At 34.7% G+C, this 18206-nt stretch carries 14 protein-coding genes; 1 reads left to right on the forward strand and 13 read right to left on the reverse strand.

All coding sequences use genetic code 11. The features are described from left to right. Nucleotides 1-10: 10 nt before the first annotated feature. The 13 genes from hisC to ACXX8U_RS06245 all read right to left on the reverse strand — a co-directional run bounded on the left by hisC (nucleotide 11) and on the right by ACXX8U_RS06245 (nucleotide 15914). Complete coding sequence (gene hisC, locus ACXX8U_RS06185; RefSeq protein WP_458565089.1) at nucleotides 11-1063, reverse strand: histidinol-phosphate transaminase; 1053 nt, start codon at nucleotides 1061-1063, stop codon at nucleotides 11-13. Continuing rightward, on the reverse strand, nucleotides 1053-2345 hold the full coding sequence (hisD, locus tag ACXX8U_RS06190; RefSeq protein WP_458565090.1) for a histidinol dehydrogenase: 1293 nt from the start codon (nucleotides 2343-2345) through the stop codon (nucleotides 1053-1055). Before hisD ends, hisC begins: the two co-directional genes overlap by 11 nt. 86 nt (nucleotides 2346-2431) lie before the next feature. Then, on the reverse strand, nucleotides 2432-3289 hold the full coding sequence (gene hisG / locus ACXX8U_RS06195; protein WP_458565091.1) for an ATP phosphoribosyltransferase: 858 nt from the start codon (nucleotides 3287-3289) through the stop codon (nucleotides 2432-2434). A gap of 269 nt (nucleotides 3290-3558) precedes the next feature. Continuing rightward, nucleotides 3559-4062, reverse strand: a complete 504-nt coding sequence (locus ACXX8U_RS06200; protein ID WP_458565092.1) for a hypothetical protein — start codon at nucleotides 4060-4062, stop codon at nucleotides 3559-3561. Nucleotides 4063-4114: 52 nt separating this feature from the next. Further along, nucleotides 4115-5233 carry a VIT1/CCC1 transporter family protein gene (locus tag ACXX8U_RS06205; RefSeq protein ID WP_458565093.1) on the reverse strand — a complete coding sequence of 373 codons (1119 nt, stop codon included), beginning with the start codon at nucleotides 5231-5233 and terminating at the stop codon, nucleotides 4115-4117. Nucleotides 5234-5247: 14 nt separating this feature from the next. Further along, entirely contained in the window at nucleotides 5248-6363 is a 1116-nt protein-coding gene (locus tag ACXX8U_RS06210) for an efflux RND transporter periplasmic adaptor subunit (protein WP_458565094.1), read from the reverse strand. Between the two features lie 10 nt (nucleotides 6364-6373). Then, on the reverse strand, nucleotides 6374-10708 hold the full coding sequence (locus tag ACXX8U_RS06215) for a CusA/CzcA family heavy metal efflux RND transporter (protein ID WP_458565095.1): 4335 nt from the start codon (nucleotides 10706-10708) through the stop codon (nucleotides 6374-6376). Between the two features lie 57 nt (nucleotides 10709-10765). Continuing rightward, nucleotides 10766-12160, reverse strand: a complete 1395-nt coding sequence (locus ACXX8U_RS06220) for a sensor histidine kinase (RefSeq protein ID WP_458565096.1) — start codon at nucleotides 12158-12160, stop codon at nucleotides 10766-10768. A gap of 6 nt (nucleotides 12161-12166) precedes the next feature. Continuing rightward, nucleotides 12167-12829, reverse strand: a complete 663-nt coding sequence (locus ACXX8U_RS06225; protein WP_458565097.1) for a response regulator transcription factor — start codon at nucleotides 12827-12829, stop codon at nucleotides 12167-12169. 25 nt (nucleotides 12830-12854) lie between these two features. Beyond that, nucleotides 12855-14231, reverse strand: a complete 1377-nt coding sequence (locus ACXX8U_RS06230) for a DUF3570 domain-containing protein (protein WP_458565098.1) — start codon at nucleotides 14229-14231, stop codon at nucleotides 12855-12857. Between the two features lie 38 nt (nucleotides 14232-14269). Beyond that, complete coding sequence (locus ACXX8U_RS06235) at nucleotides 14270-14482, reverse strand: DUF4266 domain-containing protein (RefSeq protein WP_458565099.1); 213 nt, start codon at nucleotides 14480-14482, stop codon at nucleotides 14270-14272. Nucleotides 14483-14493: 11 nt separating this feature from the next. Further along, the gene (locus tag ACXX8U_RS06240) at nucleotides 14494-15480 is read right to left on the reverse strand and encodes an FAD:protein FMN transferase (RefSeq protein ID WP_458565100.1); all 987 of its coding nucleotides are present in this window, start codon (nucleotides 15478-15480) and stop codon (nucleotides 14494-14496) included. Next, the gene (locus tag ACXX8U_RS06245) at nucleotides 15477-15914 is read right to left on the reverse strand and encodes a thioredoxin family protein (RefSeq protein WP_458565101.1); all 438 of its coding nucleotides are present in this window, start codon (nucleotides 15912-15914) and stop codon (nucleotides 15477-15479) included. Before ACXX8U_RS06245 ends, ACXX8U_RS06240 begins: the two co-directional genes overlap by 4 nt. 161 nt (nucleotides 15915-16075) lie before the next feature. Here ACXX8U_RS06245 and ACXX8U_RS06250 point away from each other — a divergent pair, with 161 nt between their 5' ends. Beyond that, a complete protein-coding gene (locus ACXX8U_RS06250; protein ID WP_458565102.1) occupies nucleotides 16076-18172 on the forward strand; it encodes an LTA synthase family protein in 2097 nt (698 codons plus the stop codon). The last annotated feature ends 34 nt before the right edge of the window (nucleotides 18173-18206 follow it).

Raw genomic sequence — 18206 nt, forward strand, 5'->3', positions numbered from 1 at the left:
TGAATTTAGGTTAATAATTACCCCTCAAAGCTACTATTAATTTTTTATTTTCTTCTTCAGTTCCTACTGTCAAACGCAATGTATTTTCACAAAGTGCTTGTGTAGTTCTATTTCGAATTACAATTCCTTTTGCAATCAATTCAGCATATCGTTTATTGGCATCATCCACTTTAACCAAAACAAAATTGGCTTCTGTAGGATAAATTTTTTCTACGTAGCTTACTTCTGATAAAGCTTCAATTAAAAGTTCTCTTTGTGATATAATTGACTCAATTTCAGTAGTAATAGCTGACTGATCTTCAAGTCTTGCTACCGCTCTATTTTGCGACAATTCGTTTACATTATAAGGAGGTTTAATTCGGTTTAATATCGTAGTAACCGCGCTAGAAGCGTAACAAATTCCTAAACGGATTCCCGCCAATCCATAAGCTTTTGAAAGCGTTTGCGTAATAATCAAATTAGGATATTCATCCAATTCATTGATCCAACTCTCTTTTTTAGAAAAGTCAATATACGCTTCGTCAATAACAACGAGTCCTTTAAAATTTTGCAACAAATACGCTACTTTTTCATCCGAAAAGGAGTTTCCTGTTGGGTTATTTGGCGAACATAAAAAGATCATTTTGGTATTAGCATCAACGGCTTCCATGATTTTTTCAATCTCCGGCTGAAAATCCTCAGAAAGTAAAACTTCTCTATTCTCAATGGCATTCAAATTAGATAAAACGCCGTACATGCCATAAGTTGGAGGCAAAGTAATCACGTTATCAGTATTTGGTTCACAAAATGCTCTGAAAAGTAAATCTAAAATTTCATCACTACCATTTCCTAATACAATCTGATTCGTTTGTACACGACGTTGTTTTGCTAAAAGGCGCTTTACACGCATTTGTTGTGGATCTGGATATCTGTTTACGCCATTTTCAAACGGATTTTCATTGGCATCCAAAAAAATCATTTCGGCAGTATCAAAGTCTTCAAACTCATCACGAGCAGATGAATACGGTTTCATGTTTTTTACATTCTCCCGAACTAAATTAGTAATATCAAAACTATTTTCCATTCTCAAGTGCTTTTAATCGTAATGTAACTGCGTTTTTGTGTGCTTGCAATCCTTCTGCTTCGGCCATAATTTCAATTGCCTTTCCGATGGCTTGAATTCCTTGTTCGTTAATTTTTTGAAAAGTCATCGTTTTCATAAAACTATCTAAGTTTACACCACTATAGTTTTTTGCATATCCATTCGTTGGTAAGGTGTGATTGGTTCCTGATGCATAATCACCAGCACTTTCAGGAGTATAGTTTCCTATAAAAATAGAACCTGCATTTTGTATTTCGTCAATGAAGAAATTATCGTTGCCAGCGCATACAATAAAGTGCTCGGGACCGTATTCATTGATTAAATCTAAAGCAATAACATCATTCTCAACATAAATTAATTTAGAATTGGCAATGGCTTTATCAGCAATGGCTTTTCTTGGCAAAGCCTCAATTTGAGTAGCAACTTCATCAGCAACAGCATCGATTAATTTTTTTGATGTCGAAACTAAAATTACCTGACTATCTGCTCCGTGCTCTGCTTGCGATAATAAATCGGATGCTACGAAAGCGGGAACCGCTGAATCATCAGCAACAATTAATAATTCTGAAGGACCAGCAGGCATATCAATAGCAACGCCAAATTGTGTTGCCAATTGTTTGGCTACCGTTACAAACTGATTTCCTGGTCCAAAAATTTTATATACTTTAGGAATACTTTCTGTACCAAAAGTTAAACCAGCAATAGCTTGAATTCCGCCCACTTTCATGATTTTAGTTACGCCACATAAATTGGCCGCAAATAAAATAGCCGGATTAATTTTGCCTTCTTTATCAGGTGGTGAACACAAAACAATCTCATTACAACCCGCAATTTCAGCAGGAACTGCAAGCATCAAAACAGTTGAAAACAAAGGCGCTGTTCCACCCGGAATATACAACCCTACTTTTTGAATAGGTCTTTTTTCTTGCCAGCATGAAACTCCTGCTACAGTCTCAACTGCCACACGCTCTGTTTTTTGAGCACGGTGAAAGGCCGTAATATTAGACTTTGCCAAAGCAATTGCTTCTTTTAACTCTTGCGGTACTGCAGCGATGGCCTCCTGAATTTCAGCTTCAGAAACAACCATTGTGTCTACTGCAACGCCATCAAAAAGCGAGGTATATTTGGCCACAGCCTCATCCCCTTTTTTCTGCACCTCTTTGAAAATTTCTTTTACAGTAGCCTCAATATCATCTACCGTTTTTGTAGGTCGTTCTAAAATACTAGACCACGTTTCTGGTTTTGGATTGTATATTTTGTTCATTGTATTGTTTTTAACCGCAAATTTCACAAAGGTTTTCGCAAAGTTCGCAATGAATTTTTAATAAAATAAGTTACACTCTAAAGTTTTTACAAGACCATTTTTTCAATTGGGCATACCAAGATTCCTTCGGCTCCGGCATCTTTCAACTGATCGATAACATCCCAAAAAGTATCTTTGTCAATTACCGAGTGTACACTACTCCAACCTTCTTGTGCCAACGGTAAAACGGTTAAGCTGCGTAAAACCGGAAGAATTTTACCAACTGCCTCGATTTTATCATTAGGAACATTCATCAAAATATATTTTGACTTTCTAGCTCTTAAAACCGACTCGATTCTGAATTTCAACGTGTCAATAATTTTTTGAGATTCTGGACTTACTTTTGGCGAAACAGCCAAAACCGCTTCACTTTTAAAAATTACTTCAACCTCTTTTAAATTATTTTTAAACAAGGTACTTCCGCTTGAAACAATATCTACAATAGCATCAGCAAGACCAATGTTTGGCGCAATTTCAACCGAACCTGAAATTTGGTGAATGTCAACCGTAACACCTTTTGAATTAAAGAAATCCAATACCGTTTTAGGATACGATGTAGCAATGCGCATACCATCAAGATCTTTTACAGATGTGTATTGAAAAGATTTAGGTACAGCAACAGATACTTTGCATTTTGAAAAACCTAATTTTTGAATGACTTCAATATTTCTGCCTTTTTCAACCAATAAATTATCACCAACAATGGCAATATCTACTACGCCATCCATCAAATATTGTGGGATATCTGAATTTCTTAAATAAAGAACTTCAAGAGGAAAGTTAGAGGCTTCGGCTTTTAATTGGTCGATTCCGTTATCAATTGAGATACCAGCATCTTTTAGAATTTGAATGCTGTCTTCGTTTAAACGACCTGATTTTTGAATTGCAATTTTTAATGTACTCATTTTTTTGTTTTTTATTTTTTTAGAATGATAATGTTTGAGCACAATGTGAGGTAATAAAAAACCCGTTTGATGTACTCAAACGGGTTTTTAAATATGATGATTTACATGCATACCATTAACACATCGCTTGAGAGCAATAATGAAAATGATGATGATGTAATTGTATTGTAAACATGTGTTTTATTTTTCTTTGCAAAGATAGATTCTTTTTTAATTAAAAAACAATTAATACTTTAACTAAATATTACTTTTTTGTTAAAATATTATTTTTATTCCTTTTCGTCCTCATTTGTAGGAACGATTTTCTCTGTGTCACTATCCACAGCAGCACTTTCAGTTCTTATTTCAGTGTGACGAACTTCGCCTCCTGTTGTGCCCGTTTGTTGTGCAAAAAACACAGCGATGATTGCAACTACTGTCGCGACATAAGAAACTTGTTTTGCTTTTGGCTTGTTTTTCAAATTAAAATAAAGGCCAAACAATGATGTAATTGCTAGCGCATATAAAACAAGTGCAAGTTTTTCGGCCATTTCCTCATGTTCATGAATAATTGCTTTTCCAATTCCTGGGAAATCTTCCACCATTTCTTCTGCTCCTTCACCAGTAGACATGCTAAAAAAGGCAAAAACAGCTGCAACGACAAACAATACATAAGCTGTATTTTGTACTGATTTATTTTTTAATACTATTCCAGCGATTAAAATCCCAAGTCCAAGGATTGTTCCAATAATAGGAAAATGGTTTACAACTAGGTGTAAGTGTGCATCATTCATAATTTTATAGTTTAAGTTAGTATTTATTAGTGTTATTTAAATTTTCAGAGTTTTATCCTGCTAAGGATACGCCAATTAAAGACCCAATTCCGTAGGTAACTGCTGCAGCTAACAAACCGAAAGCCACTTGTCTGAATCCCGAGAATAAAATGCTTTTTCCTGTCAATAAAGTGATGGCTGCTCCTATGCCAAAAAGACCAACGACACTGCTTCCGACACTTAATAAAATAGCATTTTTCCCGTCTAAAAGCATAAATGGATATAATGGAATAATTGCTCCTATAGCAAAAAGCACAAACGATGCTGTGGCTGCTTCCCAAGCTGATCCTCCTAATTCTTCTTTGTCAATTCCTAATTCCTCCGTGATAATGGCATCAATCGCTGTTTGCGGATTTTCAAAAGCTTTGTCAGCCAATTTTTGTGCTTCGATTGCATTCATTCCTTTGGCTTGATACAATAAAACTAATTCTTTTTTCTCTTCTTCGGGAGAAGCTTCTAATTCTTCGGTTTCCAAATCAATTTGGCGCTGGTTTAATTCTCTGAAACTTTGTACCGAAAGCCATTCGCCTAGCGCCATTGAAATTGCTCCTGCCAAAAGTCCTGCAATTCCGGTTAACAATATCGTATCATTAGAGACGGCTGCGCCAGCAACTCCCATTACCAAACTCATATTAGAAACCAATCCATCATTAGAACCTAAAACTGCCGCTCGCAAGGCGTTTCCTCCCACGGATTTATGCCTACTCTCAAATTTAGACAACAACCCTCCAGAAACATTTAAAGATGCATTACTATTTACAGCCTCAATAATATTTAAGTGATTGTGCTCAAAACCAGTTGGTTTTTCACCTGTTTTGATTTTGTTTCGAACCGAATTTTCGGCAAACTGCTTTTCTATTGAGGATAAGGAACTAATTATGGCACTGTATCCAAAAATTTTACCCAACTTCAATTGAAATTTTGCTCTACCAGATGGCAAAGGCATGTTGAAATTTGGTTCTATTGTACGAACTTTATCTAACATGTGTTTTGCGTTTCCTTTCTCGATTTCGCCTAAGCTTAGTAAAACTCTCGAAAGATTTTCATCAGACTGAATGGCAGCAATACTATCGTACAAAAAGGCCGTATCAACCTCTGTTTGTAACTGATCTTTAAGTTTATTCAAGTCCATTATTACATTTTTTATTAATTAACCAAATCAAAAACTCCTTTTGTTAATAGTCTTGATGAAGCTGATATTGCTGTGTTTGGCAGTATTTCGACAAACTTTTCAGACTTCGATCCTACTATAACACTTACTTTCTGGAACGAATATCCATTTTTTTCATTCTTGACTAAAAGTACGAAATTTTTATTGTTTTCTGTGACCAATGCTTCAGTAGGAATCGCTAAACCTTTTTGAGAATCGATAATTATTTCAGATTCTACAAACATTCCTGTCAACAGTTTTTGCTTTATGGCATCGTCTAAATGTCCATGAATGTTAATCGTCCTGTCATTTCCTTCAATTGATTTCCCTACCAAATGTACTTCGGCATTAAATACTTCTTTGGATGCTTCGGGAACTTTAAATTGTATTCTTTGTCCAATTTTCACATTCAAAATATCTTTTTCAAAAACGGCTAATTCTAAATGCAAGTGATCCGTATCAACAATTTCTAAAATCACATCCGAAGGCGCTACGTACATACCTACATTAGCATTCATAATGACAATATCGCCTGTTATTGGAGAAAAAATAGTGATAGTTGAAGTCAAAATTCCTCTTTCTACATTTCTAGGATTGATATTCAAAAGCAACAATTTGGCACGTAAACTTTGATGCATGGCTTTGGCTCTTTTATAGTCGCTTTCAGCTTTTAAGTAGTTTTTTTGCGAAGTGATTTTTTCATCGTACAAGGTTTTTTGGCGGTCGTATTCTGATTTCAAGAAATTTAGTTGCTCCGCTACTTCCATATACTCTTTTTGAATATCAAGAAATTCGGTGTTTTGTAAAGTCAATAAAGCTTGTCCTTTTGTGACTCTATTTCCAACCAAAAGCGTTGTCGATTTTACGTAACCGCCCATAAAAGTGTTCACTTTAGCTCGGTTTTGCGGCGGCACGTCAATTTTTCCAGATGCTTTTACGGTAACATCAAAATCCTGTTCTGTTGGACTCGAAATCTCCATTCCCGAGGTTTTGAATTGAGTAGCAGATACAGTAATTAAACCGTTATCTTTTGGTTCTGATTCTTCCGTTTTCACTTCTTTGCAAGAAAATAAAAAAAGGGATGCAGTGATTATATAGAGTGCGTTTTTCATTGGTAAAATATTAAAAATTGAGGTATTGTAAATCTAATTGGGTTTGGTTGAATTGCAAAATAGTGTCTAAATAATCTACTTGAATGGTTGTGGCATTTTCTAGACTTTGAATGTATTGGAAAAAATCAATTTCACCATGTTTGTAGCTGTTATTTCCAACTTTTATAATCTCATCCGATAATTTTTTACCGTATGAATTGTAGTAGTTTATTGCCTCTTGATGCTTTGCTAATTCATTCTTTTTTTGAGTGATGTACTTCTCTATTTTTGTGGCTTCATTTTGCTTTTGTTGTTCCCAACTTTGCAATTCAAGCTGTGCTACTTTACTTTTTGCAACTTGTCCTGAGAATAAAATGGGTACAGCAACTCCAACTTGAAAACCATACAACGACTGCGATAATCCATTATTTCTACCCTGAAAATAATCCACGTTAATATCTGGTAGCCAATGTTGTTTTTGCAACATAATTTGACTTTTATAATTAGTTGTAATACTTTCTAAATAAGCAGTATATAGTATTTTACTTGTTTCATCCATAGAAGATGATAAGGGTGCTATTTTATTGCTTTTTACAACGATAGTTTCATCGGTTTGAAGTAAGGACTTCAACAGTTCGTACTGTGCTTTTTTATTATTCTCAATTTGCGAAAGCTTGGTTCTTATTTGCCTAAACTTGGCTTGAGCCGTAATTTTTTCTAGATAATTTGTTTCTCCTAATTCAAAACGTCTGTCGCTTGCTTTCGAGAAATTTTGATACAAACTATCCAAATACTGATACAGTTTCTCTTGATGTTGCAAATAAACAATGTGCTGATAGGATTTGGCTACAGCCAAAGAAAGTTTGTTTTTTTGAATTTCAAAATTTGCTTTTTCCTTTTCGTATTCAGAAGAAAAAGCTTTTTTCTGCGCTCCGTAAACCGTTGGAAAAGCAAAACGTTGCTGCACACCAAAAACACGCAAAGGCAGTTCATTCAATGCCAAATTATTTTGATCGTAACTGTAATAAATATTGGTTTTATCAAAAGTATTGGCCGATTTGATATTGGCTTTAGTCTTATCCACTTGCAATTGAGCCGCTTTAATTCCTTTATTATTTTGAATTGCTTTTGACAATAAACTATCCAATTCTGGATTAGAATTTTGCGAGAAAGCAAATGAAGTACTCAACAATAACAAAATAATAAAAGAAGCACTTTGATGCTTTTTAAACTTTACTTTTTTGAAGGACTGACCCTCAAAAACTTTGTATAAAACAGGCAACACAATCATAGTCAAAATAGTTGCCGTAAACAATCCACCAATAACAACCGTTGCTAAGGGTCGCTGTACTTCGGCTCCTGCTGAGGACGAAATTGCCATCGGTAAAAATCCTAATGCGGCGGCAGCTGCAGTCAATAATACCGGACGCAATCTATCTGTAGTTCCTTTTAAAATTAATGCATCGATATCTTTCATCCCTTGATGTTTGAGCTCTTTAAAATGTTCGATGAGCACTATCCCGTTTAATACTGCGATCCCGAAAAGTGCAATAAAACCAACACCCGCCGAAATACTGAACGGTAAATCACGTAGCCATAAAAAAAGAACGCCACCTACTGCAGACAACGGAATTGCTGAATAGACCATTAACGACTCTTTCACGGAGCCAAATGCAAAATACAAAAGGATAAAAATCAAAAATAAAGCGATTGGAACTGCAATCATCAATCGGGCTTTGGCACTTTGTAAATTCTCAAATTGTCCACCATATTTCACGTAATAACCTGCTGGTAATTTGATTTTGTTTTCAACAATTTGCTGAATGTCAGTAACTACACTCTGCAAATCTCGGTTCCTTACGTTGATTCCCACTACAATTCTTCTATTGGTATTATCTCTGGAAATTTTCGCAGGACCTTCAGTATATTCAATAGAAGCCAACTCGCGCAAAGGAATTTGTTCGCCGTTAGGAGTTGGAACGTATAAATTACGTAAATCCTCAATATCTCGTCGGTTGGTTTGATCCAAACGCACAACCATATCAAAACGTTTTTCGCCTTCGAAAACAGTTCCAACGGTTTTTCCAGCAAAGCCAAGTGCAATCATTTCGTTCAAATCAGCAATATTCAAACCGTAACGAGCAATTTTAGAACGATCATAAACTACGGACATTTGTGGTAAGCCCTCTGTTTTTTCGATGATAATATCCGAAGCACCTTCTACTTTTGCAATTGCATTTTTAATTTCCTCAGCTTTTTCAGCCAAAATTGTTAGGTCTTCGCCAAAAACTTTAACCGCCACATCAGAACGCGTTCCGGAAATTAATTCGTTGAAGCGCATTTCTATCGGCTGCGTAAATTCGATTTCCATATTTGGAATTTGATTTTCTAAAGCTTCTTTTATTTTATCTGCCAATTCATCTTTGGAAGAAGCCGAAGTCCATTCGGATTTGGGTTTCAATTTAACAATAACATCGCTTTCTTCCATAGACATGGGATCTGTAGGTACTTCGGCAGCACCAATTCTACTGACAACCTGAGTAACTTCTGGAAAGTTTTTAAGGATTATTTTTTCAATTTTTGTAGTAATTGCAATCGTCTTAGTTAATGACGTTCCTGTTTTTAAAACGGGCTGAATCACAAAATCCCCCTCATCTAATGTGGGAATAAATTCTCCTCCCATCGTTGCAAAAAGAGCCGATGCCAGCAGTAATAGACCAAGCGCGCCGTATAAAACTTTTTTGGTATTGTCTATAGCCCAAGTAATTATAGGCAAATACCACGAATTCAATTTATTAATTAACCTGCTTGATAAGGAGTTTGGATTTTCCTCTTTTGGTTTCAAAAACAAAGAAGAAACGACCGGTACATAGGTAAAACAAAAAATCATAGCGCCTAACAAAGCAAAACTAAACGTCATTGCCATTGGTTTGAACATTTTACCTTCGATTCCAGATAAGGATAGAATTGGAATAAAAACAATCAGAATAATCAACTGGCCAAAAATAGCCGAATTCATCATTTTGGAAGCGCTTTTATAGGTGATTTGGTCAATCTCTAACTGGCGTTCTTCCTTACTAAGATTCCCTAAATGAGCTGATTTAGTGGCTATTTGAAAAGCAATAAATTCGACAATAATTACAGCACCATCGATGATAATTCCAAAATCTATCGCACCCAAACTCATTAAATTGGCATCGATGCCAAATATATTCATGAACGAAATAGCAAACAACAAACACAACGGAATAACAGAAGCAACAACCAAGCCTGAACGCCAATTTCCTAGCAATAGCACCACAACAAAAATTACAATTAAGCATCCTAAAATCAAGTTTTCGGCAACGGTAAAAGTCGTTTTCCCTACTAACTCACTTCGTTCTAAAAATCCGTTGATGTAAACACCTTCGGGAAGTGATTTTTGCATTTCGGCAACTCTATTCTTCACATCATCAATAACTTGTTTCGAGTTTCCGCCTTTTAGCATCATGACTTGTCCCAAGACTTTTTCGCCTTCGCCATTGCCAGTGATGGCACCAAAACGGTTGGCATGACCATAACGAATTTGCGCTACATTCTTGATGTAAACGGGTAATCCGTTAGTATTTGTAACCATAATATTGCCAATATCTTCCAGTGAATTTACTTTTCCTTCACCTCTAATGAAATAACTTTGATTCACTTTCTCGATATAGGCACCGCCTGCAATACTGTTGTTTTTTTCGAGAGCGGTAAAAACATCGGCGGTAGATATGTGCATCGCTTTTAAACTCGATGGACTAATTGCAATTTCATACTGTTTTAAAAACCCTCCCCAAGTATTAATTTCCACAACACCTTTGATTCCGGATAACTGGCGTTTTACTACCCAATCCTGAATGGTGCGTAAATCTGTTACGGAATAATTGTTTTTAAATTCTGGTTTAACTTCTAAAGTATATTGATAGATTTCTCCAAGTCCTGTGGTAATTGGACCCATTTCTGGTGTTCCAAAACCTTGCGGAATTTTCTCAGAAGCGGTTTTGATTTTCTCTGCTATAAGTTGTCGTGGAAGATATGTTCCTAGATTTTCTTCAAAAACAATGGTAACAACAGACAACCCAAATTTCGAAATCGATCGAATTTCCTTTACTCCAGGCAAGTTAGCCATTTCAATCTCAACTGGATAGGTGATAAATTGTTCAATATCTTGTGTAGAAAGATTACGAGAAGTTGTGATTACCTGAACTTGGTTATTAGTCACATCTGGAACTGCACCGATTGAAATTTGGAAAATAGAAAAGAGACCAAATCCAAAAATTCCGAGGGTGAATAATAAAACAATGAGTTTGTTTTTTAAACTGAAAGCAATTATTTTTTCAAGCATTTTAATCTTTTTTTATACCTCAAAAGTAAGGTTTAAAGATAGGTATTTCCTTAAGAACTACTTAAGGTGTGCTTCAAATAATCTTAAAATAATAGTGGTTCCTTTGTTTTCTTGACTGCTAATTGCAATATCAATGTTGAGCAAAGTACATAATCTTTTCACAATAGAAAGTCCTAAACCGGTGCCTTTAATTTCGGGATGACTATTAGATTGAGATCTGTAAAATTGATTAAAAATTTTATCTACATCTTCAACAGCAATTCCTATCCCAGTATCACTGATTTGGCATTCAATTACAGAGTCAACTTCTTTCAAAACTACTGTTAAGTTTCCATATTGATTCGAATATTTTAATGCGTTAGATATTAAATTGTTAATTACAATCGAAAATAAATACCCGTCTGTTTCTGTGTAGTGTTCCGCCGAAAAAATGGTACTAACATTGATTTTCTTGCTTTGAATGATCGATGAAAATCGAGAAATAGTATCTAAAAACAAGGCATTTAAATATACTTTTTCTGTTTTTAAAGTCTGTTTTTGATTTTCAAAACGAGCTAACAATAACAATTGATCTACTAAGTTATTCAAACGATTTACTTCGTTGACACAAAAGTTTATTTTCTCGGTATATTCAGCGTGTTCTCTCGGTTTTCTAATTAAAACTTCGAGTGTTCCTTTGATTACCGTTAATGGAGTTCTGAGTTCATGCGATGCATCTGAAGTGAATTGTTTTTCTCGTTCTACAGCGGTTTCGATGCGGTCTAACAAATTATTTATTGTTTGCGATAGAACATACAATTCATCTTTTTGAAAAGGCAATACGATACGTGACGTCAAATTGTCTTTTGTAATATCGTTTGAAGTGGTAATAATGGAACTAATTGGCTTGATAAATCGACCAGCAATAAAACGAGCCAGAAAAAAAAGGACTAATAAAATTAGAGGATAAGTAATAATCAATACTTTGGAGATATTATCAAGAACCATTGTAGCATCTTCAAGTGACATAGCAACAATCAAATATCCAATAATTTTAGACTTATTGTAAATGGGAACTTGCATTTGCCTGATTGCGCTATTGGCTAGAACATCGTCATAAAGTACATTTGAAACGTGCTTAGGGTCAAAAGATAAAGTCTTATTTTTAAGATTTGGTGACTTTTCAATTAATTTTCCATCTTGATCAATAAACTGAATAAAAACAGGATTCACATCAAGTGTGTTGTGTTCACGTTCCTTCCATTCTTCTTTGTGAATTAAATGAAATGAATTGCCAACGATTTCAATCTCGCTTAAATGCTTGTCTGCTTCGCTTTTAATATCATTGTTGACATGATTGTATACACTAAATTTTACGATGGAATAGATGACACAAAACACCACAAAAATCAATAATGCTGTGGTGACAATATAATTGAGAGCAATTCTATTTTTAAATGAAAGTTGTTGCATTTTTATTTAATCATTAGCGATATAACCCACTCCGCGAATAGTTTTTATATTGTCTTGTTCTAATTTTAAATTCAATTTTTTACGAATTGCGTTCATAAAAACATCAATAACGCCAGTATCATATTCAAAATGAATGTCCCAAACATCTTCAATAATTTGTGTTCTAGTGCAAACTTTACCTTTATTTTTAATTAAGTAGGTCAAAAGTTCAAATTCCCGTTGTGTAAAGGCAACCTCCGCATCGTTTACTAAAACCCTATGCTGAGCCAAGTCAATAGTTACGCTTCCTAAAGTCAGTTTTGTAATCTCACCTTGATTCCTAAAATGGATCTTGATTCGTTCTAATAATTCATCAAAACTAAAAGGTTTTTTAATATAATCATTGGCTCCTGCTTTCAATCCCTCAATGGTCTCTTGAACTGTATCTTTAGCAGTTAAAAAAATAATGGGTGTAGTATTATTTTTTAATCGAATGGCTTTGCACAACTCTAAACCTGTCATTTTTGGCAACATCCAATCTAATAAAATAAGGTCAAAATTTTCCTTTTGGATTTTCTCAAATGCAAGACTCCCATCAGCAGCGCTGCTCACGGTATAGCCTTCTTCTTCTAATCCTTGTTTCAAAAACTGAATAATCCCAGCCTCATCCTCTACAATTAATAAGTGCATGTTTCTTTTTTTGTAAAATTAAGCTTTATTGCATTATAAATTTAAATGCAACGGTTGCAATATCAGCTGTAAGATTATCACTTCGTTTATAATGATTGAATCTGAAATCAATATTTTTCAATCCAAATTTCCAAACTTTAGCAGCTGTAAAAATATCGGTATAATTCACCCCAAAACCATATTGATTCGCATCAAAAGTAGCTAAATCAGCGTCTGAAGTATAAAACTTTTCAGTTGATAAATGGGTTTCGTAAGGCGTATAATATTTAGACTGCGTTTGCGTATAAAACCTATACATTGGAAAAACTGTAAACTTATCTGTCAGTTTTACTGGAACTTCAATACTAGCGGTATGCGATTGTATGTCCCAATTATCTGAATAATAGCGGTAATACGTTCGTAAAGCAACACGTTCATTAAGATAATAATTCAATCGTGCTCCAATTGGAAGTTTAAAACGAGTATCAGGCAATCGCTCAATATCATCGGCTAATTGACACGCTCCTTTGTTGTTTTCATTGGTGTAATTAGCAATAAATTGCGGCTGTCCAACATAAAAGTTTGCTTTATCAGCAAAATACATTCTGTGATAGGGTGAGGATAAAAGTCCTTGTTGTTGCAACACATCAAAGAAAAACGAAACTTGTAATTTCTTGGTTAAAACCTGTGAAAATCCAAATGAAGCGGAAAAAGAATTCCTATTAACTGCCGATACTGGCTTAAAGGCACTCGGAGAATATGCTGTAGAGGCTTGTCCGTTTTGATCCCAAATAGTTCTACCATTAAAAATACCTTGATTTAAAAAACCAGTTCCATTACTATCAAAATCTGCTAATTCTTTTGGGTAAATAGGTCTCCATTGATCCAAGTATGCATTCACTTTTACGCTAAGTTCTGTGTTTTTAGCATTGAACAAACGTGCTACTCCACCACCTACACCTACAGAAGTGTAATCATACTCATTAGAAAATGACACATCTGTATTCCAAATAAGATCTCGTGAATCACTGCTATGACTGTAATTAGCTACGATAGATGTAAGTTGATCGCTCTGTGAGGCACCTGAGGAAGCTTGCCAAGGTGTACCGTTTGTAGTATCGTACGGATTTATATTACTAGAGGAAGCCGACGAGTAAGCTGAAATACCCAAATCGATAGTCAATAAATCGTCATCATTTAATGGCATTGCCACTACAATATTTGAAGCTACATCCGTAAGTTTTTCAGAACCAAGTCCTCCCGAAACAGCGGATCTTGAACCATCTTGCGTATAATAACTTGCCAAAAAATCAACTTCGGTAGTTTCTAATACGCGCTTTTTAAACACAGGTTCCTTTACTGTATCTTGTGCAAATGCAGTTGCTGTTACAATAAGCAAAAGTGCTATAATTTTTATCTTCATTTTAATTGAATTGCTATTAAAGTCAAATATTTGCAAGCCTAATTGCAACCACAACCACCACCTGATTTACCACCATTGGCTCCGGCTGAAGCTTCACGATACACTTGAAAAGAAGTTTCATAACGCTCTGCTGTTCTTGCTGATAGCTTCATATCAGGATCGTTAAGTTTTTCTTTTTCATATTCCTTTACAGAACTACAAGATTGCAAAACGAACAATCCTACCAGTATTAATCCTAATTTCTTTATCATCGAACTACTTTTTAATTGATTGTATTTTTGGTATTTATTCCTTTTGATGAATACACTTTACCTGTATCATCTACAATGATGCACTCCACTCCTTTTATTTGATTGACTAAATCCAAACCAACGTCTACTCCAAGCACAAAAATTCCAGTTGCTAAGGCATCTGCAATTTCTGTTTGCTTTGCAAAGACTGAAACACTTACAATTCCCGTGGCTGGATAACCCGTTCGTGGATCGATGATGTGTGAGTATCTTTTTCCATTAAAAACAACAAATTTTTCGTAACTCCCTGAAGTCTCCACCGCGCTATCGGTAAGTGGAAAAGTGGCAAAAATTTTATTTTTATTTACGGGATTTACAATTCCTACTGTCCATGGTTTCCCGTCAGGTTGCTTTCCCCACGCAATTATATCACCTGAAACATTTATGATTCCTGACAAACATCCTTTAGAAAATAATAAACTCTTTATTTTGTCGGCTATGTATCCTTGGCCTATTCCTCCCAAGCCTAACTTCATTCCTTCTAATTTCAGAAAAATGGTCTGCTCTTTTGGATCTAAGATGATATTTTGAAAGCCAATTTTCGATACTGATTGTTTTATAGCTTCTTCAGTAGGCATCACTTTCATTGATCCATCAAACTTCCAGATTTTATCCATTGAAGCATACGAAATATCAAAAGCACCATTGGTTAACTTCGAAATTTTTATAGCTCTTTCGACCAATTCAAAAACTTCTTTGTCCACTTTAACTGGCTTAATGCCCGCATTTTTATTGACTTGAGAAATTTGAGTGGTGGGAATCCAATCTGAGATTAAATTCTCAATTCGCTTTGACTCGGCTATAGCCAAATCTATATAAACGTTGGCGGAAATAGTATCTTTTGCAACAGCAGTTACCTCAAAAGGGCTTCCTAACATAAACAACTTACGTTTGTGAATGATTTGTGACTGTGCCGAAAGACTACAAATAACAGCTATTAAAAAGGCTATCTTTTTCATTTTTGTTCGAAAGAATGAATCAATTGAATATACTCTTGTGGACTCACGTTTTTGTAACCACTAATTCCCAATACTGATCCTTCGGGATTTAATAAAAGTACCAGCGGAAAATTCCCTGCTTTGTTGTATTGCTCTGCTAGCTTTTTATTGCTTTCGGTTAATGCTGCTGGCAATAAATTGGCTTTTTTCTTTGGAAAATCAGCTTTATAAATCACCCATTTTTGAGCAGATTCACTTTTAAACTCTTCCGATTGCCAAATGGTTTTGTCTAATTTTATACACGGAGCACACCAATCCGATCCTGAAAAAACTAAAAGTATGTTTTTGTTCTCGGCAGCTGCTTGAGCTTTTGCTTCTGTAAAAGATGTTTTCCAGCTTTGTGAAAAACCTATTGTTCCTATCATGAGGAATAAAAAAATAATGGATTTCTTCATTTGAACTTGAATTAAAATTCTCTTTAAAATTATTCATTTTATTGATTGCTGATTTCCACAACGGCTATTCTTAAGTTAATATTAATTTGGCGTGCAACATTAAGCAAATCTTAAAATATAAATGGTTTAACTACCGTTACATTTACCTTAAAAAATAGAATATGAAGTTTTTTAAGATAATAGCGCCCTTCAATTATTTGCTGATGTTGTACCTATCAATCTGTTTAGTAGTTCGGCTTATACTATATTTTCATCCGATAACACAGTCTTCATTTACTGCCACCGAAACTTTCTCGATTTATATTTTAGGATTTCTATCGGACGTCTTGATTTTTATTCTGATTAGCTCATTCTTGTGGCTTTATTCAATATTCATTTCAAACGCCAAGTATCATTCTCCTTACGGGTATATAATTCTAGGACTTTTTTTAGCAGTGCTTTGCTACATAACTTTTGGCAATACTATTCTAAATGAATACGGAAGCGCTTTACCAAAAATTGCAATTGGTTTTCTTTCTATCAAAACGCTCCTTTTTGGACTTTTACTTTTTTTACCGAAGTACCGAAATACAATTCGATATTGGTTATTCTCTTTTGTTATTTTACTCTATGTCCTGTTGATTTTGCAAAATGCCATCAGTGAATATTTCTTTTGGAATGAATTTGGTGTTCGCTACAATTTTATTGCAGTCAATTACTTAATTTATACTAATGAAGTTATTGGAAACATCATGGAGTCTTATCCCGTAATTCCATTGTTTTCGGCTTTGTTTGCATTAGCGGGATTAATCACTTATTTCATTGTTAAAAAATCAAAAAGTTACATTGAAAATATTCCATCTTTTACACAAAAAATTAAAATATCAGGAATCTATCTCCTCCATTTTGGTGTCGCATTGCTTGCTTTACCTTATTTATCGACGAAAGAAAACTCTCGAAATGTTTTTACCAATGAATTGCAAGCCAACGGATTGTACAAGTTTTATTTTGCTTTTGTGCATAGCGAATTGGACTATTTTAAATTTTATAAAACAATGCCTTCGGATGAAGCTTTTGCCCTACTTCAAGAACAAATTCCATCATTGCAAGGAGCAAGTTCAATACATGTGATTAATAATGAGGGAATTGAGAATAAAAAAAATGTTGTTTTGATCACTATCGAAAGTTTTAGTGCCGATTTTATGCAGATGTATGGCAATACTAAAGGCTTAACGCCTTTTTTGGATACTTTAGCAACTAAAAGTTTAGTGTTTACTACCTTGTATGCCACCGGAAATAGAACGGTTCGCGGCCTTGAAGCAGTTACTTTGTGCTTACCTCCAACTGCGGGCGAAAGTGTTGTAAAAAGAGAGGATAATCAAAACAAATTTTCAACTGGTAGCATTTTCAAGCAAAAGGGATATGCTGTTAAATTCATGTATGGAGGTGATGCTTTTTTTGATAATATGGAGAATTTTTTCACAGGTAACGGCTATGATATTGTAGACAAAAAGACTTTTACACGCAAAGAAATCACTTTTGCTAACATTTGGGGCGTTTGTGACGAAGACATGTACCACAAAGCAATTAACGTAATGAATCAGGAAGCCAAAACTGGTCAGCCGTTTTTTAACCACATTATGACTGTTAGCAATCACAGACCTTTTACTTACCCAAATGGAAAGATAGATATTCCTGGCGATGCTAAATCACGTGATGGTGGTGTTAAATATACGGATTATGCCTTACGCAAATTTTTTGAAATGGCGCAAAAACAGCCTTGGTTTGCAAACACGGTTTTTGTAATTCTAGCTGATCATTGTGCATCAAGTGCAGGAAAAACTACTTTACCACTTGATAAATACCGCATTCCAGCGATGATTTACAGTCCTGGTTTTATTGAACCAAAACAATACACTAACCTAATGTCACAAATAGATGTGATGCCTACGGTACTTGGTCTTCTAAATTTTGATTATCGTAGCAAATTTTATGGACAAGATGTTCTAAAAGCAAACTACAGGCCAAGAGCTTTTGTTGCTACTTATCAAGATTTAGGTTTAATAAAAGATAATGTATTAACGGTAATTTCACCCAAACAAAAAGTAAAACAGTTTCAGTTGAGGCTACAAACTGGTCAAAAAATTAATCCAAATTATCAACTACTTTACGACCAAACACCTCTAAAAAAAGAAAGAACTGATCTTGTAAATCAAACTATTTCTTATTACCAGACAGCTTCTGATATTTTAAAAAACAAAAAAGACAATCTCAATTAATGATAAAAAAAAAGCGGGTGAAACATATGTCTCA

Source organism: Flavobacterium sp. GNP001, from assembly GCF_054343775.1.

What these genes read in the sequence shown, in the direction of transcription:
- ACXX8U_RS06205 (WP_458565093.1), bottom strand. Translation starts at nt 5,233, where the DNA reads ATGGACTTGAATAAACTTAAAGATCAGTTACAAACAGAGGTTGATACG.
- hisC (WP_458565089.1), bottom strand. Translation starts at nt 1,063, where the DNA reads ATGGAAAATAGTTTTGATATTACTAATTTAGTTCGGGAGAATGTAAAA.
- ACXX8U_RS06230 (WP_458565098.1), bottom strand. Translation starts at nt 14,231, where the DNA reads ATGAAGATAAAAATTATAGCACTTTTGCTTATTGTAACAGCAACTGCA.
- ACXX8U_RS06215 (WP_458565095.1), bottom strand. Translation starts at nt 10,708, where the DNA reads ATGCTTGAAAAAATAATTGCTTTCAGTTTAAAAAACAAACTCATTGTT.
- ACXX8U_RS06210 (WP_458565094.1), bottom strand. Translation starts at nt 6,363, where the DNA reads ATGAAAAACGCACTCTATATAATCACTGCATCCCTTTTTTTATTTTCT.
- ACXX8U_RS06200 (WP_458565092.1), bottom strand. Translation starts at nt 4,062, where the DNA reads ATGAATGATGCACACTTACACCTAGTTGTAAACCATTTTCCTATTATT.
- ACXX8U_RS06225 (WP_458565097.1), bottom strand. Translation starts at nt 12,829, where the DNA reads ATGCACTTATTAATTGTAGAGGATGAGGCTGGGATTATTCAGTTTTTG.
- ACXX8U_RS06250 (WP_458565102.1), top strand. Translation starts at nt 16,076, where the DNA reads ATGAAGTTTTTTAAGATAATAGCGCCCTTCAATTATTTGCTGATGTTG.
- hisD (WP_458565090.1), bottom strand. Translation starts at nt 2,345, where the DNA reads ATGAACAAAATATACAATCCAAAACCAGAAACGTGGTCTAGTATTTTA.
- hisG (WP_458565091.1), bottom strand. Translation starts at nt 3,289, where the DNA reads ATGAGTACATTAAAAATTGCAATTCAAAAATCAGGTCGTTTAAACGAA.
- ACXX8U_RS06245 (WP_458565101.1), bottom strand. Translation starts at nt 15,914, where the DNA reads ATGAAGAAATCCATTATTTTTTTATTCCTCATGATAGGAACAATAGGT.
- ACXX8U_RS06240 (WP_458565100.1), bottom strand. Translation starts at nt 15,480, where the DNA reads ATGAAAAAGATAGCCTTTTTAATAGCTGTTATTTGTAGTCTTTCGGCA.
- ACXX8U_RS06235 (WP_458565099.1), bottom strand. Translation starts at nt 14,482, where the DNA reads ATGATAAAGAAATTAGGATTAATACTGGTAGGATTGTTCGTTTTGCAA.
- ACXX8U_RS06220 (WP_458565096.1), bottom strand. Translation starts at nt 12,160, where the DNA reads ATGCAACAACTTTCATTTAAAAATAGAATTGCTCTCAATTATATTGTC.